This window comes from Desulfobulbus sp. (assembly GCF_031547805.1).
Lineage (GTDB): Bacteria > Desulfobacterota > Desulfobulbia > Desulfobulbales > Desulfobulbaceae > Desulfobulbus.
The window spans coordinates 14,276-36,237 of sequence record NZ_JAVBRQ010000012.1; the positions used below are offsets into that span (position 1 = coordinate 14,276).

Here is a 21,962-nt window from a genome sequence, read left to right on the forward strand (position 1 = left end):
CTGGCCGCAGCGGCCAGAATGAAAATCGCCTTCCTTGTCCAGGCGGCGGGCAAGGTGCGCGCGCCAAAGCGTCCGCAGGATCCGGCACAGCCAACAGGCCCCTGGCATTCGATTTGGCAGTTTTTTGTTCTTTTCCCCCTGCCCGTTTTTCTGGTAGAGAGCGCTGGTGCCATGGCGCAATTCGCCAACATTCTTTTCCTTTCCTTTTCAGCCGGTGAGTCCCATGCGTTTGCGCTCGATGTTAGCCGCCCGGTTTCCCGATATCGATCCGGCCAGATTGCCGGGCGGTTTCGACCGCGTGGGCGACATCGCCGTGGTTTCCATTGTTCCGGAACTGGAGCCGCTGGCAGCAGCCATCGGAGCCGTCATCCTGGATGCGCTTCCGGCCGTCCGGGTGGTTGCCAGACGCGGCGGCCAATACGGCGGCACTTTTCGCACCCGGCCCTTGCACATCGTCGCCGGCGAGCGGCGCCTGACCACGGCGCACCGGGAAAACGGTGTATTCCTCCACCTCGATCTGGCCCAGACGTACTTTTCGGTACGGCTGGCCCACGAACGGGCGCGGATTGCCGCCCTGGTCCGACCGGGCGAGCGGGTCGCGGTGCTTTGTTCGGGAGTCGGTCCCTATCCCTTGGTCATTGGCCGACACAGCCGGGCCCGCGAAGTGATCGGCATCGAAATAAATCCTGCGGCCCACGCCTTAGCCCTCCGCAATCTCGCGGCCAATCGCGCCATCCGCTCCGTCCGTTTTCTTGCCGGCGATGCCGGCCGGATGCTGCCCGACCTCGGCCACCGTTTCAACCGGGTACTCGTCGCCCTGCCGCACGGCGGCGAATCCCTGCTGCTCCCGGCCATTGACGGATTGCGGCCCGGCGGCACCCTGCATTTCTACGACATGCAGGCCAAGCGCTGCCACCTGGCCGCGCTGGCCAAGATCGAAGCGGCCTGCCGCCAGGCCGGCCGAGGATGGCGCTCGACCGGAGTGACGGTCTGCGGCCACTGCGGCCCCGCCCTGCACCGGCTCTGCCTGGAGGCGACGATCGAGCCGGAGGCGTGAAGCCGGGCTTTTTCCTCCGGTTGCGGTTCCGAATCGCCTGTGCTATCTTGCGGACTGCCGAGTCTGCGCCGTGCAGCCTCATTGCCCATTTTTCCCAGGTGAACGCGTGGATCCGAAAGGCATGATCAAAAAGGAACGAGTGTATTTATATGTGGTGGTGGCCCTGATTATCGGCTTTGTCGGGGGGGTGATGTACTCCGCCTACCGGACGCCCGCGACCGCCGAGGTCCACCAGGATGGCAGCGGCCACCAGCGCGATGCGGCGGAAACCATCGCCGCCCTGGAAAAGGCGACCAAGGACAATCCCAAGGACGGCCAGCTCTGGGTGGAACTGGGACACGCCTATTTCGACACCGGCCAGGCCAAGCAGGCCATCGCCGCCTACCACAAGGCGCTCGAACTGCTGCCCGGCGACCTCAACGTGATGACCGATCTCGGGGTCATGTACCACCAGGACAACCAGCACCAAAAGGCCATCGAGACCTTCGACCAGGTGCTGCGCGCCAATCCCGAACACGAACAGGCCCGCTTCAACAAGGGCGTAGTCCTGCTGACCGGGTTGAACGATCCCAAGGGCGCCGTGGCCGAATGGAAGATCCTGCTCAAATATCACCCGATGGCGGCGGCACCCTCCGGCAAGATGGTGGCCGATCTCATCGACCAGTTGGAAAAACAAACGAAGGAAACGGCCAAGCCGTAACGCCGCGACCGTGCCCGCCGGGCCTGCCTGTTCCCGCGGGATAAAGGGCGGGCGGGCCGCCGCGGGGAACTGCCGGTTTCCCGCTTGACAGCCTCCTGTGCTCCCACTATATTCCTCGATCTTCTGGACATTTTTGTTCACCAGGCCGGAAGCGCGGCCGCATCGGCCGCCGGGCGGAACGCAGCGCATGCAAAGGACGACGACATGAGTAAAATGAAAGGTACACAAGCCATTATCAAGTGCCTCCAGGAAGAGGGCGTGGAGGTCCTTTTCGGCTATCCCGGCGGCGCGGTCATTGAACTCTACGACGAGCTGTGCCAGAGCGACATCCGCCACATTTTGGTGCGCCACGAGCAAGGCGCGGTCCATGCCGCCGACGGCTTCGCCCGATCCACCGGCAAGGTCGGCGTGGCGTTGCTCACCTCCGGCCCCGGCGCCACCAACGGCGTCACCGCCATCGCCACCGCCTACTGCGACTCGATTCCGCTGGTGATCCTCACCGGCCAGGTGCCGCGCGCCCTCATCGGCAACGATGCCTTCCAGGAAGTGGATATCGTCGGCATCACCCGCCCCTGCACCAAGCACAACTACCTGGTGTACGACCCCGAGGAGCTGGTTCCGACCCTGCGCGAGGCCTTCTACCTGGCCGCGTCCGGTCGGCCCGGCCCGGTGCTGGTCGATCTTCCCAAGGACATCATCGGCTCGACGGTCACCTATTCGCCGAAAAAGCCGATCAAGATGCAGACCTACCAGCCCAACGTCAACCCGCATCCCAACCAGGTGGAAAAAGCCTGCCGCGCCTGCCTCAAGGCCAAGCGGCCGGTGCTGTACGTCGGCGGCGGCGTGATCCTGTCCGGCGCCAACCAGGAGCTGACCCAATTGGCCCGGCGCCTCAGCATTCCGGTGACCATGACCCTGATGGGCCTGGGCGGCTTTCCCGGCACCGACCCGCTGTCCCTGGGCATGCTCGGCATGCACGGCAGCTATGCCGCCAACATGTCGGTGGCCAAGAGCGACCTGCTGATCGCCGTGGGCGCGCGCTTCGACGACCGGGTCACCGGGCGGCTCGACGCCTTTGCCCCCCAGGCCAAAATCATCCACATCGACATTGATCCTTCCTCGATCAGCAAGAACGTCGGCGTCGACATTCCCATCGTCGCCGACTGCAAGCTGGCGCTGCAGGCGATCAATGCCTGGTTCGACAAATCCAGCGATTTCAACTCGCGCGAGACCGCCGAACTGCATGCGCCCTGGGTCGAGCAGGTCAAGGAATGGGAGAGCAAGCACCCCCTGACCTACCTGGAGAACGGCGACATCATCAAGCCCCAGTACGTGATCGAGACCCTGCACAAGCTGACCGGCGGCGACGCCATCATCACCACCGAGGTCGGCCAGAACCAGATGTGGGCGGCCCAATTCTACAAGTTCAACCATCCCCGCCGCCTGCTGACCTCCGGCGGCCTCGGCACCATGGGCTACGGCCTGCCGGCGGCCATCGGCGCGCAGATTGCCTTCCCCGACGCCGCGGTCATCGACGTGGCCGGCGACGGCTCGATCCAGATGAACATCCAGGAACTGGCCACGGCCAGGGAATGCGGCGCCCATGTCAAGATCGCCATCCTCAACAACAACTTTCTCGGCATGGTGCGGCAGTGGCAGGAGTTGTTCTACAACCGCCACTACGCCTCGACGGTGATGGAGATCACCCCGGATTTCGTCGCCCTGGCCAAGGCCTACGGCGCGGTTGGCCTGCGCGCCAGGACCAAGGCCGAGGTCGAGCCGGTTATCGAGGAGGCGCTGGCCACCAAGAACGTGGTGGTCATGGATTTTACCATCGCCCGCGAGGAAGGCGTGTTCCCGATGGTGCCGGCGGGCAAGGCCACCACCGAGATGCTCCTGGTCTGAACATTGCCGGCGCGCCGCTGCCCGGCGCAACAGAACAGTCCCAACCCCGAACAGGACCATACCCATGAAACACACCCTGTCTGTCTTACTGCGCAACCGGCCCGGCGCGCTGTCGCGCGTGACCGGTCTCTTCAGCGGCCGCTGCTTCAACATCGAGAGCCTGTGCGTGGCCGAAACCTACGATCCCCAGGTCTCCTGCCTGACCGTGGTCACCAAGGGCGAGGCGGCCATCATCGAGCAGATCACCAAGCAACTGCACAAGCTGATCGACGTCATCAAGGTCAACGACGTCAGCGAGGGCGAGTTCGTGGAGCGGGAGATGGCGCTCATCCGGGTCAAGGCCGAGGCCAGCACCCGGGCCGAGGTACTGCGGATCATCGACATTTTCCGCGGCAAGGTGGTGGATGTCAGCCCCAATACCTATGCCCTGGAGATCACCGGGTCCGAATCCAAGATCAAGGCGGTGATCGACATCCTCCGACCGCTGGGCATCAAGGAGATCGTCCGCACCGGCAAGATCGCGATGGCGCGCGCGCCCAAGAAATAGCGCCGCGCCATTGGCCGCGCTTGGCAGCCGGCCTCTTCTCTCCACCTTTCCCGGAGTTTTCATGCAAAAACCCCAACTGCCCATGGCCCTCGAAGGATATCCCTTCATTCTGTTCTGCGCTTTCGCCACTCTGGTCCTGGCCGCGCTCGGTTGGGCCATTCCGGCCCTGGCCGGCCTGCTGCTCACCGGGTTCGTCACCTATTTTTTCCGCGACCCGGCCCGGGTGCTGCCGGAACAAAGGGATGCCATCGTCTGTCCGGCCGACGGCAAGGTCATCGTGGTGGCCGAAGTCGACGACGACCGTTTCCTGCACGCGCGGGCGCAAAAAATCTCCATCTTCATGAACGTGTTCAATGTCCATGTCAACCGTGTCCCCCTGACCGGCACGGTAGAGCGGGTGACCCTGTCTCCGGGGAAATTCTACTCCGCCGACAAGGACAAGGCTGTCCTCCACAACGAATTCTGCGCCCTGACCCTCGCCACCCCGCACCGGCAACGCTATGCGGTGGTGCAGATCGCCGGCCTGATCGCCCGCCGCATCGTCTGCCGGGCAGAAGCGGGCGACCGGGTACTGGCCGGCGAACGGTTCGGCTTGATCCGGTTCGGCTCGCGGGTCGACCTCTACCTGCCGCTGACCGCCCGGATTGCGGTCAAGGTTGGCGAGAAGGTCCGGGCCGGCGAAACCGCCCTTGGTTTTCTTTCGGCCCCAACCGAGGACAACCGGGAAGAACCCATTGCCTAACTCTTCAACCTATCGTATAATATTATCGTTTCATCCTTCGACGGCCCACACGGATGCGCGCCCGCATCCGTGTGCCTGACCGATTCCGCCTCAATCGGCTTCAAACCGTTTCACCGCTTTCAATTCCGACGAGTTGCCATGGAAAACACCGCGCCCGCCGCCCCGCCGCCCAACCGTTTTTACGTCGTGCCCTGCATGCTGACCATCTGCAGCCTGTTCAGCGGCTTTTACTCGATCGTCTCCTCCTTCAACGGCCATTTCTTCGCGGCCGCGGTGGCCATCCTGGTGGCGGCCGTGTTCGACGGCCTCGACGGCCGGGTGGCGCGGATGACCCACTCGACCTCGACCTTCGGCATGGAGCTGGACTCCCTCTGCGACATGGTCGCCTTCGGCGTGGCCCCCGGCGTGCTCGCCTACCTCTGGGCCTTGACCCCGTACGGCCGCTACGGCTGGCTGGCCGCCTTTCTCTACGTGGCCGCCACCGCCCTGCGTCTGGCCCGTTTCAACTCCCAAACCGTGGCCAGCCCGAGCCACGACTTCACCGGCCTGCCCTGCCCGGCTGCGGCCGGCATGATCGCCACCGCGGTCATGTTCAGCACCCATGTCTTCAAGACCGCCTCCACTGTCCAGCATGTCGCCCTGCTGCTGATGGTTTACCTGCTCTCCTACCTCATGGTTTCCACCCACCGGTATCTGAGCTTCAAGCACATGGACATCTCCAAGGAAAAACGGTTCCAGTTGATCGTGGGCCTCATCCTCCTGCTCATCCTGCTGGCCAGCGAACCGCCCATCACCCTGTTCGTGGCCTCCGCCCTCTACATCCTTTCCGGACCAGTGCTGGCCGTCAAGGACCGGGTGCGGCGGAAGCGGCCGAAGCCGGTCAAGCAGGAAACCCCGCTAGAATAACCACTGATTTTCCCGAGGATTTCGTGCGTATCACCGGCGGCAGCGCCCGGGGCCGTAAGCTGGCCTCACCCCGCTCCGGCCAGATCCGTCCGACCTGCGACCGGGTGCGCGAAGCCTTGTTCAACATCGTCGGGCAGCGGATTGCGGGCAGCAGGGTGCTCGACCTTTTCGCCGGCACCGGCGCCATCGGCATCGAAGCCCTGAGCCGGGGGGCGGCCTCGGTGCTGTTCGTCGACCAGTCGCCGGAAGCGGGCCGGTTGATCGAAACCAATCTGCGCGCCTGCATCGCCCGGCCCCGCGCCGCCTTTGCCGCCCTCAACCTCGCAACCTCCCCGCATCTGCATCCGCTGCAGACCGCCGCGGCCGCCGACGGCCGGTTCGACCTGGCAATCATGGATCCGCCGTACCAGAAAAATCTGGCGCAACGGGTTCTGGCAATGGTAGAAGAAGCGGACATCCTGGCGGAAGACGGCCTGATTGTCGTGGAGGAGCACCGCAGCGTCGCGCTTCCCGAATCGGTCGCCTCCCTTGCCCTCATCGACCATCGCCGTTATGGAGAAACCGGGTTGTGGTTCTTCGCCCCCAACCGGCCGCATGCCGCCCATGAATGACAGCCAGCCGCCATCCCCTGCCGGAGCGGGAGAGCAACCGCTTCGGATCGCCCTGTATCCGGGGACCTTCGACCCGATCACCAACGGCCACGTCAACATCATCGAGCGGGGCCTGCATCTCTTTGACCGGATCATCGTCACCGTTGCGGTCAACGTGCAGAAGACGCCCTTGTTCACCCTGGAAGAGCGCATGGACATGATCCGCCAATGCTTTCCCGGCTCCGACCGGGTTGCGGTCGGGTACACCGACGGGCTGATTGTCGATTACGCCTTGCGCCAGGGCGCGCAAACCATCATCCGCGGCCTCCGGGCCGTCTCCGATTTCGACTACGAATTCCAGCTGGCGCTGATGAACAGGCGGCTGGAACGCTCGGTGGACACGGTTTTCCTCATGACCGGTTTCCGTTGGATCTTCATCAGCTCAAGCGGGATCAAGAACGCGGCCCGGTGCAAGGGCAAGATCACCGGTCTGGTTCCCGAGCATGTGGAGAGGGCCTTGCAGGAAAAATTCGCCTGATGGAAACCCCGACTCACGGCGCAACCGACCCTTCCGATCCCACCATGGGTCGGCGCGATCTGCTGAAGCGCTGGCTGCAATGGGCGGCAGCGGCAGGAACGGCCCTCATTCTCTATCCCCTGATCCGCTTCAGCGGCCACCGGATCCCCCCCAAGCCACGCCTGGTGGAAGTGCCCGCCCCCTTGCCGCTCAGTGGCGTCCACACCGGCCACGACTTCCTTTTGTTCGCCACCCCGGAAGGGGAAGGGGCAACGGCTGTCTCCCGAATCTGCACCCACCTGGGCTGCCGCATCAACTATCAGGAAGACAAGCAATACATCGAGTGTCCCTGCCACCACAGCCGCTTCACCCCGGACGGCAAACGGATCGCCGGGCCGGCGGAAAAAAATCTGCCCCAATACAAGGTCGCCGTCAAGAAAGACGGCGAAGGGCGGGTCACCGCCTATGTGGTGCATCTCTGATGGCGGACAAGCTGCTCGGACAATACGCGGCCGGAATATGGCGCTGGCTGTTGGCCTATCGGTGGGGGGGAGGCTCGCTGATCAGCCTCTTGCTGTCGATCGGCTCGGGCGTGGTGGTGGCCCTGCAATACGAGCACACCGCCCCTTTCTATTCGACCGGGGCCATCGAACTGGTGGTGCCGTACGGCTCCTTCTGGCGGGGGTTGCACTACTACACGAGCCAGGCCTTTTTTCTGCTGCTCCTGGTCCATGTCGCCGTGGTGCTGTGGAAAAACGAAGAAAAATTCCAACGCGGCCCCTGGATCAGGCTCTGCACCACCCTGCCCTGCGGACTGCTGCTGCTGTTCACCGGCTACGTGCTCCGGGGGGACGCCACCGGCGAAGCGGCGGGCGCCATTGCCGAACACATCTGCCTGTCCGTGCCCGTGATCGGCCGGCAACTGAACGATCTTTTGTTCGACCTGTCCGGCAGCGGTCTGCGCAAGGTCTACGTCCATCACGTCATCGGCCTGGTGGTCCTGGGGTTCATGGCCGCCTGGCCCCATCTCCGCCGCTACACCGCCCGCTGGCGCTCGCACCTGGTGCTGGTCCTGGCCTTCATGCTGGTGGCTATCGCCGTGCCGGCGCCGATGGAACCGAACCGATTCGGCCTGCTGTTCATCGCCGGTCCCTGGTTTTTCCTCGGCCTCCAGGAACTGCTCCGCTTTCTGTCTCCCTTTGTCGCCGGCGTGCTGATCCCCCTGCTGCCGCTGCTGATGCTCTTCTGGCTGCCCGCCGCCGGCCGGGCCCGTACCCGCGTCCTGTTGGCCATCGGCAGCTGGCTGCTCTTCTACGGCGCCTTCACCGCCATCTGCCTGCAGCGGTTGTAAGCCGCGCCTTCTGTCAATCCACCCGAAGCAGGGACAAACGTTCCGGTGCCAGAAACCGGTCGAGCAAAACCTCGCCGTCCAGGTGGTCGATCGCGCTGACCGCGGACCCGGCCACCCGATGATAGATTGCCTTCAAGGCCTCGCCATAACGGTCCAGGCTGTAGCGGTTTTGCAGGAGAGATCGATTGGTTGCGACCGCATCCCCCAGGCGGGCCGCGGTCGCCAAGTCCATTGGCCGCGCCAAGGCGGATTGCGCCTGGCCGACAACCAATCGCTGCAAGATCGTCTCCTGCAGCGGCTCGTCCAACCTGCCGAAATCGATCCCGCCGTCCCGTATCCAGGCCGCCAGAACCCGATGGACATCGTCCTTGGTCGGATTGCGGCCGTAGGCGGCCAGGCAGCGTTGCAACCCTTCCCGCGCCGCCCGTTCGACCCGGCCGTGACCGAGCCAATCCAGGGGAACATCCAACCGGTCGTAGGTCCAGGGCTGACAGAACTCCTCGGCACCGGCAGGAGGCATGATTTCCGGAAGATTGCGACCGAATACCGGCACGTCGAGCAACCAGGGTTCGAGGAAGGCCATGCCGAACCCTTCGGCGATGCTGGTGGTCACCGCCACCTCGGCCCGGCGCAGCAGGGTGTCGAAATCCGGGCCGCCCGGCCGCACCAACTCGAACCGGATCTGCAGGCCCAATTCCCCGGCCACCTGGAGCCAGCGCCGGTAACGGGGCTGTTCCACGGGATTTTCAGGACCCGAGGTGGTGCCGAATCGTATGTCCCGAGGGGCCAGGGCCGACCAGAGGAGGAATTCCCCCAGATTCTTGCGGCGGATGGCGCGGGTGGGATAGAGCCACAGCGGCTCCCGGCCGGCGACGGGGAATGCCTCGGGGGCCACAGGTCCCAGATCCACCGGATTGTGCAGCAGATGCAGGTGGTTGCCACCGAGTCCGGCTTCGCGCAGAAATTGGTGATCACGCCGGTTGAGCACGGCATAGTGGAGATGGCCGCCCCGGGGATAGAGGAGGCGCGAGAGGATCTGCCGGCGGCCCGCCGCCATGGCGGCGAGCATGGCCCGATAGTTGCCTGGCCGGCCGTCCTCGGCGAAATCGTGGAGCTGGTACAGAAGGCGCTCGCCCCGGCCCGCCAAAAGTCCCAGGGCCAGGGGGAGGACGAGGCTCTTGCCCAGGCTGTGGTTATGGACATGCCAAAGGTCGGGCGGACCGCCCAGGGCCGCCCTGGCCGCGGACCGCATCTGAGCTGCGAGCTCCGCAGGGGTTACGGCAGGGCGATCCGCTTCGTATTGGAGGCCGGGAACGACCCGGTACTCGCCCGCGTCCCGGACCGCCGGCGGCTTGCCAGTCAGGATCACGGCCTTGATGCCATGCCGCCCAAGCGCTTTTTGCTGGTGGCAGACGATCCGGGTCACGCCGCCACCCTGCAGATGATAGTGCACCAGCGCAACCCGCATCTTTATTCCTCCGCAGTGGCCGCCGCCGCTTCGATCGGGTGCGCAGCCAAAATCCGCGGCCGATCCTGCCGCCCATCGCGCATCATCCGTTGGTGCCGGTAGGCCGCCACCGTCAGCATCGGCGGCCGTTCCTGTTCGTCGATGGCAAAGCTCACCGCCGCAAAGGTGTCGCCGCGGCGGACGAATTGGCGGATCAGACAGTCCGGCCCCGTCGATTCGGGCCGTCCTCGCCGCAGGTGCAGCCGTCGTTCCACGACCTGGAGGATGGCACAGGCCATCCTGCCCAGTTCCGCGTTGCCTCGGTTGCGATGAAGGCGCTGGCCCAGATCGCTCTGGGCGAAAATCGAGAGGCCGTGGCGGGCGTGAAGGTCGACCAGATGCGCCGCCTCGACACCGTATCCCACCGGAAAGGGGATTGTCTCCAACAGGGAACGCCGGGCCGCGAATTCACCGGCCAACGGTTGGATAAAGCCGGTCAATTCGGGGAAATGCAGGGAAAAAAACGGCCGGATCAGGAGTTCGGTCACCCGGCCGCCGCCCAGGGCGCCGCTGTCCGGACAGGCGGGACGGTCGTAGCACGCCTTGACGTAGCCGATCTCGGGATGCTCGAGAAGAGGGCCCACCAGGCCGGTCACGAAGCGGGGGTGCATGTTGGCGATGTCGGCATCGAGCGCGACCAGGATATCGCCCGAAAGCCGGTGCAGGGCCTTCCACAGGTTCTCGCCCTTGCCGCGGGCAGCTCCCATGCCGGGCAGGATGTCCGCCGCCCGATACACCTCGGCCCCCGCTTCGCCGGCTCGCTCCACAGTGCGGTCGGTGGAGCCGGAATCGATCACCGCGATCTCGTCCACAAGCGACACCGCATCCCGCAAGGGCAGCAGCCGCTTGAGCACGGTGTCGATGGTTTGCTCTTCGTTAAGCGTGGGAACGACCAACGACAGCCGCAGCCCCTGGGCCTGTTTCCGGCGGACCAAGGCGGCAATATCGGCGAATTGCCGGTGGTGGAAGGTGCGGGTCGACAGCCACCTGTCAGCTCTGTCCATGGACCTCCTGCGATCTGACCGGCAGCCGTGGGGTATTTTCAGGAAAAGATGGAACTCTTCCGATTCTATGAAGGTTGTTCCCGGAAAGTCAAGGGCCGACACTCCGGGAACCGGGAAAGGCAGCGGCAGAGGCGGACGGCAGCGCTCGGGTGCCGGCTGTCCGGCGGCACCGATCAGGGATAGCTCTGGCCGGTGGGCCGGATCATGATCTCGTTGACATGGACATGGGGCGGCAGGGTGAGCAGCCAGCGGATGCCCTCGGCGATGTTGCCGGGTTCGAGCAGGGTACCGAACTGGGCGGCAAAGGTGCCGAAGCTTTCTGTATCGTACCCTGCCATCTGCTGGAACTCCGAGGTGACGATCCCCGGCATCACCAGGGAGACCCGCACTCCATGGCCGCAGAGTTCCCGGCGCAGCCCCTCGACCAGGCCGGCCATCGCGAACTTGGTTGCACCGTAGACCGCGCTCACCGGCGAGATATTGCGGCCCGCCACCGAACCGAGGGCCACGATATCGCCGCGCCCCTGCTGTTCGAGGTAACGGCCGGCTTGCCGCATCAGGTGGGCGGCACCCAGGACATTGGTCCGGTACAGGGCCTCCCATTGGCCCTCGTCGCTGGCCAGCAAACCGCCCGCCAGGCCCCGGCCGGCATTGACCACCACGATATGGTAGCTGTTGCCGCCATCGGCCCAGGACAGAGTCTGCGCGAGCAGGGCATCAATCTCCTCCGCCTTGCCGGCATCACCCGGTGCCACCAAGGCCTTGCCGCCCAGGGCGGCAATCTCCGCCGCCACTTCGATCAATCGTTCCCGCCGCCTGGCGTTGAGCACCACTGCCGCGCCTTCGGCGGCCAAAGCCAGGGCCGTGGCCCGGCCGATACCGGCACTGGCACCGGTGACGATCGCGGTCTTGCCGTCCAGCCTCTTGCCTTCTGTCCGTTGGTTGTCGCGTGCCATGCGCATGCCTCCTTTCCGTTGTGCGGGATGCGTTTTTCTTTTTGCGGTATCTCTTTGTCCAAGCAGCCGCGCCGCTCACATCCGGCTGTGGCGGAGGATGGAGAGCAAAAGCCGGAATCCCATGAGTCCGGCCACGGTGAAACCGAGCAGGCCGATGATCGGAATGCCGCGCCAGAGAGGCGGCAGCCCGGAGAGAAGAATGAGGGAACTGCCGATGATCAGGGAGGCGAGGACGATGGCGAAGCTGATGCGGTTGGACACCTGATCGAGGGTCACGCTCAAGGATTTCAGGCCCCGGTGTTCGAATTCCAGCCGCATCCGGCCATTGCGAAGCTGGTACAGGATGGTGCGCGCCTCCTCGGGCAGGTCGCGCAACAGGCTGAGATAGGAGGAGCCGGTGGCCGACAGCTCCGAGACCAGGCGGCCGGGCTGCAACCGGCCCAGCCGGATCTTGCGCATGAACGGTTCGGCCAGGCGGATCAGCTCCAGCTTGGGGTCGAGCATCAACCCCAGCCCTTCCACCGTGGTCAAGGCCTTGAGCATCTGGTAGAAGCTCGGTTTGAACGACAGCTTGTGCCGGAAAACCAGATCGAGCAGGTCCTGGAGAATCTTGCCGGCCTCCAGATCCTCCAGCGGACGGTAGAGATACATGTCCATCAGGCCACCCAGGTCGCGGCTCAGGTGCTCCCGATCGATCTCGCCCAGCTGCACCGTGACCTTGAGTACGCCGGCGACGATGTTCTGCTCGTTGCCGGCCACCAGGTTGAGCACCAGGTCGGTGAAATCCTCCCGGTCCTTGAGCGACAGCCGCCCCATCTGGCCGAAATCGATGAAGCAGACCACGTTGTCCGGCAGGATGAAAACATTGCCGGGGTGGGGATCGGCATGGAAGAAGCCGTGGACGAAAATCTGCTCCATCACCAGGTTGGCGCCGCGCTCGGCGATCAGGGACAGATCGTAGCCCTGCTCGCGCAGCACCTCCACCTTGGACGACTTGATGCCGAGCACATACTCCATGACCAGTACCCGGTCGGTGCTCAACTCCGGATACACCAGGGGCACGTGGATGGCCGGGTTGTCCTCGAATTGGCGGGCAAACCGCTGAATGTTCGCCAGTTCGATGGAAAAATCGATTTCCCGGCTCAGGCTGCGGGCGAACTCATGGACAATGGCCATGGGCTGATGTCCCTGCACCTCTTCCAGGTACTGCTCCATCAGCTCGACGATGTGGGCCAGGATCTCCAGGTCGACGGCGATGACGTTCTCGATGCCCGGCCGCTGCACCTTGACCACCACCTCGGCGCCGTCGTCCATCCGGGCCCGGTGTACCTGGCCGATGGAGGCGGCCGCCAGGGGTTCTTCATCGAAATAGTGAAAAATTTCCTCGGGATAACGCCCCAACTCTTCTTTGAGGATAGCCCGGACCTCCTCCGCCGAGAAAGGAGGAATCTCGTCCTGCAGCTTGGCCAGCTCGTCGAGAAAATCGGGCGGAATCAGGTCGGGACGGGTGGAGAGCAGCTGGCCGAGCTTGATGAAGGTCGGCCCCAACTCCTCGAACACCAGCCGCAACCGCTCGGGCCGCGAGAGCCGGGAAATCTGCTCCCGCGGCTTGCGGTTGATCATCTGCAGACCCGATTCGAGGTACTGATCGATGTGCAGCCGGTCGATCAGGTCGTTGAAGCCGTATTTGAACAGGACCCGCAGGATGCGGTGATAGCGGTTGAGGTGGCGGTAGGTCCGCCCGATGGCCCCGAGCTTCCTGATGCTGAACATGGGCGGCTAGTTGCCGTTGCCCTTATTGATTGCCACCTGCAGTTCCTCGATCTTGCGTTGCAGCTCGGCGATCTCGTCCTTGGTGGCCAGGTTGAGCTGCTTGATTCGGTCCTCGACCCGCTTGTTGAGCCACAAATCGAGCTGATCCTTGGCCTTTTCCGACTTGCGCAGGAGGTCGTCGACAAACTGCTTGCCCTCCTCCTGCGACATCTTGCCCTTTTCGATCAACTCGCCTTTCAGCTCCTCGATCTTTTCCTTGGTCAGGAAAGCCGCGCCGATACCGGCATAGAACGCATTTTTCACAAATTCCATCATGATTGCCTCCACTGTGCATAAAAGGGAAATACTGTTTTCTCACTATAGGTCCTACATGCCGCCCGCGCACCCTATTCCTTGTCGATATCGCGATGGTACGCCTCAAGCCGGTATCCTTTGGCGGTCAGCCGCAGCCGCAGATGTTCCACCAAGGCCACCGAACGATGCTTGCCGCCGGTACAGCCCATGGCCAGGGTCAGCGATTCCCGGCCGCGGGCCGCATGTTCGGCCAGGGTGAACACCAACAGCGGTTCCAGCAACTCCAGAAACCGCTCGCCGGGTTCGTTGGCCAGCACATAGCCGGCCACCTCGGTTTCCAGGCCGGTGTGGGACCGCAGTTCCGGCACCCAGTACGGATTGGGCAGGAAACGGACATCCCACACCACATCCGCCTCGGGATAGCCGTGCTTGAAACCAAAGGAAAACAGGGTGATCTTCATGATTCCTCCCTTGCGGGGCCGGGGGTCCGCCCCGAAGCGTCTAGCTGGCCGAACAGATCATCCGGATGGATTCGGCCCGTTCGTTGATGCCCCGCTTGAGCATCTCGTGGTTATAGGCGGCGATCACGTCCTGACGCTTGAGCATACCGAGCACCCAGGGTTCCTCCATGCTTTCCACCACCGGAATCTCGTCGATCCCCTTGATATCGAACAGCTGCATCGCCTCGTAGCAGTTGGTGTCCGGGGTGAGCATGATCACGTCGCGGGCGCAGATGGCGCCCACCAGGTGGCAGACCCGCTCCTCCTCGCTGTGCAGGATGGTCTTGACATCCTGCATCGAGACCACCCCCACCATCGTCCCCTTGCTGTTGACCACCGGAAAATAGAAATTGTTGCGGGCGATGCGGAACAGTTCGAGCAGGTGGTTGATATTGGCATTCTCGCTGATGAAATCGACATCCTCGGTGATCGCCTTGCCCACCCGGATCGACTTGAGGATCGCCACTTCGCGGCCCTCGTGGATATCGATCCCTTCACGGGTGAAATCGACCGTATCCATGGAGTCGCCGTACAGCCAGGAGGAGGTGACCGTGCCCAGCACCGCGGTCACCATCACCGGGATGATGATCATGTAATTGCCGGTCATCTCGAAAAGGAGGAAGATGGCGGTCAGGGGCGCGTGGGTGGTAGCGGCGAGAAAGGCGCCGATACCCACCGTGGCGTAGGCGCCGGCGCTGGCGGTCACCTCGGGGAAGAAGTGATGGACAATGCCGCCGTAGGCGCCGCCGAGGACCGCGCCGATGAACAGGGCCGGGGCGAAAACCCCGCCGGCGCCGCCCGAGCCCAGGGTGATGGCGGTGGCCAGCGACTTGAGGAAAACCAGCATCATCATCCGCCAGATTAGGGTGTCGCCGGCCAGGGCCTTGGCGATGTAGTCGTACCCGTTACCCATCACCTGCGGGAAGAAAATGCCGATGCAGCCGACCAGCAAGGCGCCGAAAACGGGCTTGATCTGCTCGTGGAGTCGCAGGCGCCGGAACCGGTCCCGAATCAGGTAGAAGAAGCGGATATGCAGCACCGCCGTCGCGCCGATGATCACCGCCATCAGGGTGTAGAGCGGGATTTCGACAAAGGCGTTGACAATGGTGTAGTCCGGAATGGGAAAGGCCGGCACCTCGCCGTAGTACGCCCGCGACACCACGGTCGAGAGCGCCGAGGAGATCACCAGCGCGGAAAAGGAAGAAATCTCGTAGGTCCCGAGCAGGACGATCTCGGCGGCGAAAAACATGCCGGCCAGCGGGGCGTTGAAAATGCCGGCGATGCCGCCGGCGCATCCGGCCGCGATATAGACCTTCATCCGCTTGCCCGAAACCCGGAACCGCTGCCCCAGCTGCGAGCCGAGGGCGCCGCCGATCTGGGCGATCGGCCCTTCCACCCCGGCCGAGTTGCCGCTGCCGATGGTCAGGGCGGTGGCGATGATCTTGATGAAGATGTTGCGGGCCCGGATCACCCCGTTTTCCAGGTTGACCCGGCGCAGAAAGGCGGTGAAGCCGTAGCCGTTGACCCGTCCGGGAAAGGCCAGAGACAAGGGAATGAGCAGGACCGCGCCGGCCATCGGCAGAAGCGGCAGCAGCAACAGCCGCCAGCCGCCCTCCTTGATGCCGAGCGCTTCGTGTCCCCAGACAAAGATGACCTCGTGGACGAGTGACACCGACTCGCGAAAGACAATGATGGCAACTCCGGACATGACCCCGATGCAGGCTGCAATCAGGATCATCCGTGCCCGTTCCCCCGGAAGGAATCGTTTTACTTTGGTAAGCATAGTCGCTCCGGGATTGCACAGCCGATGGCCGCGGCCTGCCGCAGGAAATAGGCGTCGGTCATGCCGGCCAGGTAATCGCGTACCATGGCGGCCGGACCGTGCGCGGCCAGGTAGGCGGGCGACATCGACCGGAGGAAACTCCGGCCGTGTTCCCCGCGCTCAGCCCGGTGCGCCAGGTCGAGGTAATGGTCGAACAACCGCTCGTAACACAAATGGATTTTGGCAAAATCCGGTTTGAAAGCCGAATTGGTGTAAATACGTTGATAATTGAAAATCTTCAATCGGTGGAGCGCGCCCCCCGCCTCTTCGCCGAACCCAAGCCAATCGCCGGCAACATCATCGGCGGCCGCCTCGCGGATTTGGGCGCTGTTGGCCAGGAGATCGGTTACCAGGCTGTAGACGATGGTGCCGTTGCTGTTGCCGAGCACCCGCCGGCACTGCTCGGGGACTTCATCGCGCCCGACCAGGCCCAGTTCGATGGCATCCTCGAGGTCGCGGCCGATATAGGCGATGGTGTCGGCTAGGCGGACCACGCACCCCTCCAGGGTCATCGGCACCAGTTCCAGGTCGGGATCGGCCAGCTTGGCCGCCATTTCCCGGTCATGGGCGGCAAAATCCTTGTGCCGGTCGGGGCGCAGGCGCCGCGCCCGGACCTCGCCGTCGTGGCAGAGAATACCGTCCAGGACCTGGAGGGAAAGGTTCCAGCCCCTGCCGCCCCGTTCGAACCGGTCCAGGAATTGAACCGACTGAATATTGTGTTGGAAGGAGGCCAGGCCATGGCGGCTGCAGATTTTCGACAGGATGCGCTCGCCTTCGTGGCCGAAGGGCGGGTGGCCGATGTCGTGCCCCAGGGCGATGGCCTCGACCAGGTCCTCGTTGAGCCCGAGAAACCGGCCGATGGTGCGGCCAATGCGCGACACCAGCTGCACGTGCAGCACCCGGTGGGTGATGTGGTCGTTGTCCACCAGAGAGAAGACCTGGGTCTTGTCGATATAGCGGGTATAGGCCCGGGAGTGGAGGATGCGGTCCGCATCCTGAGCGAAATCCTGACGATGGTCGGCCGGGGTCTCCGGCACCCGACGGAGGGCATGGCGGCTGGCGCAGGCCAGGGGGGCAAGCGCGGCTTGTTCGCGGTCGTCCAGTTCCCGCCGCACGGCCCGCGGCCAGTCCCGATCTCCCACCTTGCACTCGTTCATTTCCCGTTCCCCGCTCCGATAAAAGAAATGAACATACCAAAAAGCCCTGGCGAATAAAACAGATTTCAGCCGGACAGCCGCACCGCCTTCCATCGGCAGCCATGTCCCGTATTTTCGCAGAAATACGGGACATACCCTTGTTCCGCCCCGGCCGCTTTCTTACTGTTGAGGAAGAAAACACGCCGATGGGAGCGCACCATCGCCAACCATACGACTCCAGAAGGAGGCACGCCATGCCTGAACCGACCACACACCCCGATCCGGCCAAAGTGGCCTTGCTTCGTTCCCTGCCCGCCGAAATCAAGGCGAGTATCACCGGCGAGGAAGCCGAGCAATTCATGTACGGCACGGAGATTCCGGAATCGTTGTACGACAAGATCAAGGATTTCCTGGTGGAAATCAACGACTGATCGGCTGCCTGTCGCAGGGCGCCCTCTTTTTTCGCAAAGAAGGGCGCCCCTCTCCGCCGACCCGACGGCGCCTTCCTTTTTCCACCGCCATTTTCGGCGGATTCCACCCGTGCTCGACGCTCTTTTTCCAACCCTGGAGGCCGGTGACAACTCGTTGCAAATGGAGCGCTTTTTGCCAACCTTTAGCATTGCACAATGCTGTTTTTTGGTTTATCGTGCCCCACCAAAATGGACTGAATCCCAATTCATTGCCACTGCCTTGCCGCTGCCAGGAACCCGGTGTTTTTCCGCGCAGTTAAGGCACGACTGTTCCGATCTGGGGCGGAAAATCGAGACAACCGGAAGGGAAGCGAATCACCCGTGGCGACAACCGGACCAGTGCCGGACGTGACCTCCAGTCGCAACGGCAACGTACCGTTTGCCCCTCCCCTTTCCCGCAAAGCATCGAAACCGCGACAGACCGGATCAGCCCCAACCCGCGTTTTGTGAAGTTCCTCCTAGGGACTTCTTGTACATAGCGTTCATCTTTAACCGTTTCCGGCGGTCAACCACCTGCCGGCGAACACCAACCACCGTGTAAGGAGAAAGATCTTATGTCGCGAAAAATGGTCACTATTGACGGAAACCAGGCGTGTACGCACGTTGCGTATGCCACCAGTGAAGTCATCACGATCTACCCCATTACGCCATCTTCTCCGATGGCCGCCGAGTCCGACGCCAAGGCTAACGCCAAGCAGGAAAACATCTGGGGCTCCATCCCGGTCATCACCCAGATGCAGTCCGAAGCCGGCGTGGCCGGTTCCGTGCATGGTTCCTTGGGCGCCGGCGCCCTGTGCACCACCTTTACCGCTTCCCAGGGTCTTCTCCTGCTGGTCCCCAACATGTACAAGATCGCCGGCGAGCTGCTGCCCACGGTCTTCCACGTAACCGCCCGCGCCATCGCCTGCCAGGGTCTGTCGATCTTCGGCGACCACGGCGACGTCATGGCCGTCCGCCAGACCGGCTGGGCCATGCTCTGCTCCCAAGATGTGCAGGAATGCCAGGATATGGCGCTGATCTCCACTTCGGCCACTCTCCAGGCTAGCGTACCGTTCCTCCACTTCTTCGACGGCTTCCGGACCTCGCACGAGGTTATGAAGATCGAGCAGCTGACCTTCGACGACATGCGCGCCATGATCGACGAGGACCTGATCATCAAGCATCGCGAACGCGCTCTGACCCCGGACCGTCCGACCATCGGCGGTACCGCCCAGAACCCGGACGTGTACTTCATCGGCCGCGAGACCGTGAACAAGTACTACGATGCGATTCCGGGCATTGTCCAGACCACCATGGACAAATTCGCCGCCCTCACAGGCCGTCAGTACCACCTGTTCGACTACATCGGCGCTCCGGATGCCACCGACGTCGTCGTCATCATGGGTTCCGGCGCCCTGACCGTCACCTCCACCGTCGAGCACCTGATTGCCGATGGCCGGAAGATCGGTCTGGTCATCGTCCGCCTGTTCCGCCCGTTCGACCCGGTCGCCATGGTCAACGCCCTGCCGCCCACCGTCGAGCGCATCACCGTGCTTGACCGCACCAAGGAGCCGGGCTCCAACGGCGATCCGCTTTATCTCGACGTCCGCGCCGCAGTCACCGAGGCCGCCGAAGTCAACCCCACCATGTTCGTCCCGGTCATCCTCAACGGCCGCTACGGTCTGGGCTCCGCCGAATTCACCCCGGCCATGGTCAAGGCTGTTTTCGACAACATGGCTTCCCTGGCTCCGAAGAAAAAATTCTGCGTCGGCCCGAACGACGACGTGGCCTTCACCAGCCTCAAGTACGACGCCTCCTTCAACATCGAGGGTTCCGACGTCTACCGCGCCCTGTTCTACGGTCTGGGTTCCGACGGTACGGTCGGCGCCAACAAGAACACCATCAAGATCATCGGCGAAGAGACCGACAACTCGGCTCAGGGCTACTTTGTTTACGACTCCAAAAAGTCCGGCTCCATGACCGTTTCGCACCTGCGTTTCGGCAAGAACCAGATCGTTGCCCCGTACCTGATCAACAAGGCCAACTTCGTCGCCTGCCACAACCCGGCCTTCCTCAACACCTATGACATGTTGGCCAACCTGGAGAACGGCGGCACCTTCCTGCTGACCACCACCTTCACCAAGGACGAGATCTGGGATCACCTGCCCTCTCTGGTGCAGAAGCAGTTGATCGAGAAGAAGGTCAAATTCTATATCATCGACGCGGTCAAACTCGGTCTGGCTCTCGGCCTGGGCGCCCGCATCAACATGATCATGCAGACCGCCTTCTTCGCCATCTCCGGCATCATCAGCAAAGACGACGCCATCAAGTCGATCAAGAAAGCGATCAAGAAGACCTACGGCATTAAGGGCGACAAGGTCGTCAACATGAACTACAGCGCGGTTGACGGCGCCATCGAAAACATCGTCGAGGTCAAGGTGCCCAAGAAGGTGACCGGCCACGAAATGCCACCGATCGTCTCCGTCGAGGCTCCCGAATTCGTCAAGACCGTCACCGCCAAGATGATGGAAGGCCATGGCGAGGATATCCCGGTTTCCCAGTTCCCGAACGATGGCCGTTGGCCGACCGGCACCTCCCAGTGGGAAAAACGCAACATCGCCGTCCAGGTCTCCTGTTGGGATGCCGACACCTGCATCCAGTGCGGCCGTTGCTCGGTGGTTTGTCCCCATGCCTGCATCCGGATGAAGGTCGCCACTCCCGAGGCCCTCAAGGCCGCCGGCGCCGACGCCTCCTTCAAGACCGCCGACGCGGTGGGCAAGGAATTCAAGGACATGAAGTTCACCATGCAGATCTCCACCTCGGACTGCTGTGGCTGTACCCTCTGCGTGACCGTTTGCCCGGCCCGCAAGAAGGACGCCGACGGCAACAAGACTGAGATCCGCGCCCTGTCCATGATCACGAACACCGAAGAGGTCAAGCAGGAGTCCATGAAGAACTGGAAGACCTTCCTGGCCCTGCCCGAGGTCGACGACAGCCTGATCAACGTCGGCACCATCAAGGGCAGCCAGTTCAAGCGGCCGCTGTTCGAGTTCTCCGGCGCCTGCGCAGGCTGCGGCGAGACCCCGTACATCAAGCTGGTCACCCAGTTGATCGGCGACCGGATGCTGGCTTCCAACGCCACCGGTTGCTCCTCGATCTACTCCGGCAACCTGCCCACCACCCCGTACTGCAAGCGCGCCGACGGACGTGGCCCGGCCTGGTCCAACTCCTTGTTCGAGGATAACGCCGAGCACGGCTTGGGTATGCGTCAGGCCGTGGACAAACTGGCCAGCCAGGCAACCGAGTTGCTGGAAGTCGCTGTCAAGGAAGGCATGATCGAGAAGGCCACAGCCGATGCCCTGATCAACGCCTCGCAGAAGAACCAGATCGAGATCGAAGCCCAGCGGGGTCGTGTCGCCCAGTTGAAGGCCGCCCTCGAAGGCAAGAAGGAGGCCATCGCCAAGCGGCTCTACCATGTGGCCGACTACCTGGTGAAGAAATCCGTCTGGATCATCGGCGGCGACGGTTGGGCCTATGACATCGGATACGGCGGTGTTGACCACGTGCTGGCTTCCGGCAAGAACGTCAACATCCTGGTCATGGACACCGAGGTCTACTCCAATACCGGTGGCCAGATGTCCAAATCCACCCCGCGCGCAGCCGTGGCCCAGTTCGCCGCCGGCGGCAAGACCATGCCCAAAAAAAACATGGGCCTGATCTTCTCCACCTTCGGCACGGTCTACGTGGCCCGTATCTCCATCGGCGCCAATCCGCAGCAGGCCATCAAGGCCATTCAGGAGGCCGAGGCCTATGACGGTCCGTCGCTGATCATCGCCTACGCTCACTGCATCAACCACGGCATCAACATGGCCATGGGTCTGGAGCAGCAGAAGAAGGCGGTTGAGTGCGGTCACTGGTCGCTGTTCCGCTACAATCCGGACCTCGAAGCCGAAGGCAAGAACCCGATGATCATCGACTCCAAAGAGCCGACCATCACCTTTGCCGAGTACGCCTTGAGCGAAAACCGCTATCGGATGCTGAAGCTGTCCAATCCGGCCCATGCGGAAGAGTTGATGGCTCAATCGCAGAAGGATGTGGATAAGTCCTGGAAACTGCTCAAAGGTTGGGCCAAGGCACTGGAGACGGAATAACCGTCCAAGTGCCCTGATGTGAAGTAAAAAGCCCTGCCGGTGCAAACCGGCAGGG

20 protein-coding genes are annotated in these 21,962 nt (G+C 63.1%); 12 read left to right on the forward strand and 8 right to left on the reverse strand.

The features are described from left to right. The first annotated feature begins 223 nt into the window (after positions 1–223). The 10 genes from RMR13_RS04060 to RMR13_RS04105 all read left to right on the forward strand — a co-directional run bounded on the left by RMR13_RS04060 (position 224) and on the right by RMR13_RS04105 (position 8,315). Positions 224–1,057, forward strand: coding sequence for a hypothetical protein (locus RMR13_RS04060; protein WP_310599363.1), 834 nt, complete (start codon positions 224–226; stop codon positions 1,055–1,057). A gap of 106 nt (positions 1,058–1,163) precedes the next feature. After that, entirely contained in the window at positions 1,164–1,757 is a 594-nt protein-coding gene (locus RMR13_RS04065) for a tetratricopeptide repeat protein (protein WP_310599364.1), read from the forward strand. A gap of 204 nt (positions 1,758–1,961) precedes the next feature. Continuing rightward, positions 1,962–3,662, forward strand: a complete 1,701-nt coding sequence (gene ilvB / locus RMR13_RS04070) for a biosynthetic-type acetolactate synthase large subunit (RefSeq protein WP_310599365.1) — start codon at positions 1,962–1,964, stop codon at positions 3,660–3,662. 64 nt (positions 3,663–3,726) lie between these two features. Next, positions 3,727–4,209 (forward strand): acetolactate synthase small subunit, encoded by a 483-nt coding sequence (gene ilvN, locus RMR13_RS04075; protein WP_309411378.1) that lies wholly within the window; start codon positions 3,727–3,729, stop codon positions 4,207–4,209. A 61-nt stretch (positions 4,210–4,270) separates the two neighbouring features. Further along, a complete protein-coding gene (locus RMR13_RS04080; protein WP_310599366.1) occupies positions 4,271–4,951 on the forward strand; it encodes a phosphatidylserine decarboxylase family protein in 681 nt (226 codons plus the stop codon). A 138-nt stretch (positions 4,952–5,089) separates the two neighbouring features. Beyond that, positions 5,090–5,857 (forward strand): CDP-diacylglycerol--serine O-phosphatidyltransferase, encoded by a 768-nt coding sequence (gene pssA / locus RMR13_RS04085; protein ID WP_310599367.1) that lies wholly within the window; start codon positions 5,090–5,092, stop codon positions 5,855–5,857. 23 nt (positions 5,858–5,880) lie between these two features. Further along, a complete protein-coding gene (gene rsmD / locus RMR13_RS04090) occupies positions 5,881–6,468 on the forward strand; it encodes a 16S rRNA (guanine(966)-N(2))-methyltransferase RsmD (RefSeq protein ID WP_310599368.1) in 588 nt (195 codons plus the stop codon). Beyond that, positions 6,461–6,985 carry a pantetheine-phosphate adenylyltransferase gene (coaD, locus tag RMR13_RS04095; RefSeq protein ID WP_310599369.1) on the forward strand — a complete coding sequence of 175 codons (525 nt, stop codon included), beginning with the start codon at positions 6,461–6,463 and terminating at the stop codon, positions 6,983–6,985. The genes rsmD and coaD overlap by 8 nt, the downstream gene beginning before the upstream one ends. Continuing rightward, positions 6,985–7,446: a Rieske (2Fe-2S) protein gene (locus RMR13_RS04100; RefSeq protein WP_310599370.1), complete on the forward strand. Its 462-nt coding sequence runs from the start codon at positions 6,985–6,987 to the stop codon at positions 7,444–7,446. The genes coaD and RMR13_RS04100 overlap by 1 nt, the downstream gene beginning before the upstream one ends. Further along, a complete protein-coding gene (locus RMR13_RS04105) occupies positions 7,446–8,315 on the forward strand; it encodes a cytochrome b N-terminal domain-containing protein (protein ID WP_310599371.1) in 870 nt (289 codons plus the stop codon). The genes RMR13_RS04100 and RMR13_RS04105 overlap by 1 nt, the downstream gene beginning before the upstream one ends. Positions 8,316–8,328: 13 nt before the next feature. Here the strand turns inward: RMR13_RS04105 and RMR13_RS04110 are convergent, their stop codons facing one another. The 8 genes from RMR13_RS04110 to RMR13_RS04145 all read right to left on the reverse strand — a co-directional run bounded on the left by RMR13_RS04110 (position 8,329) and on the right by RMR13_RS04145 (position 17,328). Beyond that, on the reverse strand, positions 8,329–9,783 hold the full coding sequence (locus RMR13_RS04110; protein WP_310599372.1) for a hypothetical protein: 1,455 nt from the start codon (positions 9,781–9,783) through the stop codon (positions 8,329–8,331). A gap of 2 nt (positions 9,784–9,785) precedes the next feature. Beyond that, positions 9,786–10,826: a glucosyl-3-phosphoglycerate synthase gene (locus RMR13_RS04115; RefSeq protein ID WP_310599373.1), complete on the reverse strand. Its 1,041-nt coding sequence runs from the start codon at positions 10,824–10,826 to the stop codon at positions 9,786–9,788. Positions 10,827–10,999: 173 nt separating this feature from the next. Next, entirely contained in the window at positions 11,000–11,782 is a 783-nt protein-coding gene (locus RMR13_RS04120; protein ID WP_310599374.1) for an SDR family oxidoreductase, read from the reverse strand. A 75-nt stretch (positions 11,783–11,857) separates the two neighbouring features. After that, positions 11,858–13,555 (reverse strand): AarF/ABC1/UbiB kinase family protein, encoded by a 1,698-nt coding sequence (locus RMR13_RS04125; RefSeq protein ID WP_310599375.1) that lies wholly within the window; start codon positions 13,553–13,555, stop codon positions 11,858–11,860. A 6-nt stretch (positions 13,556–13,561) separates the two neighbouring features. After that, a complete protein-coding gene (locus RMR13_RS04130; protein WP_310599376.1) occupies positions 13,562–13,870 on the reverse strand; it encodes a phasin-related domain-containing protein in 309 nt (102 codons plus the stop codon). Between the two features lie 71 nt (positions 13,871–13,941). Beyond that, a complete protein-coding gene (locus RMR13_RS04135; RefSeq protein ID WP_310599377.1) occupies positions 13,942–14,310 on the reverse strand; it encodes an RNase adapter RapZ in 369 nt (122 codons plus the stop codon). 40 nt (positions 14,311–14,350) lie between these two features. Next, complete coding sequence (locus tag RMR13_RS04140; protein WP_310599378.1) at positions 14,351–16,132, reverse strand: chloride channel protein; 1,782 nt, start codon at positions 16,130–16,132, stop codon at positions 14,351–14,353. Continuing rightward, complete coding sequence (locus RMR13_RS04145) at positions 16,117–17,328, reverse strand: HD domain-containing protein (protein ID WP_310599379.1); 1,212 nt, start codon at positions 17,326–17,328, stop codon at positions 16,117–16,119. The genes RMR13_RS04140 and RMR13_RS04145 overlap by 16 nt, the downstream gene beginning before the upstream one ends. A gap of 233 nt (positions 17,329–17,561) precedes the next feature. On the opposite strand from RMR13_RS04145, the gene RMR13_RS04150 reads away from it, so the two are divergent. Together RMR13_RS04150 and nifJ are read left to right on the forward strand one after the other, a co-directional pair. After that, on the forward strand, positions 17,562–17,738 hold the full coding sequence (locus RMR13_RS04150) for a hypothetical protein (protein ID WP_310599380.1): 177 nt from the start codon (positions 17,562–17,564) through the stop codon (positions 17,736–17,738). A 593-nt stretch (positions 17,739–18,331) separates the two neighbouring features. Beyond that, positions 18,332–21,907, forward strand: coding sequence for a pyruvate:ferredoxin (flavodoxin) oxidoreductase (nifJ, locus tag RMR13_RS04155; RefSeq protein WP_310599381.1), 3,576 nt, complete (start codon positions 18,332–18,334; stop codon positions 21,905–21,907). The last annotated feature ends 55 nt before the right edge of the window (positions 21,908–21,962 follow it).